Genomic DNA, 623 nt, shown 5'->3' on the forward strand with positions numbered 1-623 from the left:
CGGGTGGTGCTGACGTTCAGCGAGCCCGTGACGCCGCTCGCCTTTCGCCTGCTGCGCCCGGACGGCGAGATCGTCAGGCTGCCCGATGCGCGCGCCGACGGCGCGACGATCGAGGCCCCGCTCGCGCTCGAGGGCGTGACCGGAACCGCGATCCTGAACTGGCGCGTGGCCTCGGCTGACGGCCATCCGGTCGGCGGCAGCATCACCTTCACGATCGGCGCAGGGACGGAGCCCGCGCAGGAGCTCGCCTGGAGCACCTACCGGGCGCCGAGCTGGGCCGCCCGCTTCATCCTGATGGTCGCGCTGTTCGCAAGCGTCGGGGCGGTCCTGTTCCGCTACTGGGTGTTCGCAGCCGAACGGCGCGGCGACATGCGGCTCTCGGCCGGCGCCGCCGGCCTCGGAGCGCTGAGCCTCGCCGCCTTCGTCTATGCGCAGGCGGTCGACGTCACCGGACTCGGGGCCTCGGGCCTGCGGGCGTCGGACGTCTGGAACGCATTGCTCGTGAACGGCTTCGGACTGGGCGCAGGTCTGGCCGCCTGCGCCCTGCTCCTCGCGCTGATCTGCGCGATTGGAGGCGTGGGCCGAGCCGCCGGGCGCTTTCTGTCCGCGGCCGCGGCGGCGGC

General features: G+C 73.8%; 1 protein-coding gene. It reads left to right on the top strand.

Translation table 11 applies throughout. The features are described from left to right. Window positions 1-623: copper resistance CopC family protein (locus tag ACIKT0_RS19685; protein WP_407106934.1), on the top strand; the 623-nt coding region annotated here is incomplete at both ends.

Origin of the sequence: Hansschlegelia beijingensis, from assembly GCF_045505405.1 — a bacterium.
Classification (GTDB): Bacteria; Pseudomonadota; Alphaproteobacteria; order Rhizobiales; family Methylopilaceae; genus Methylopila; species Methylopila beijingensis_A.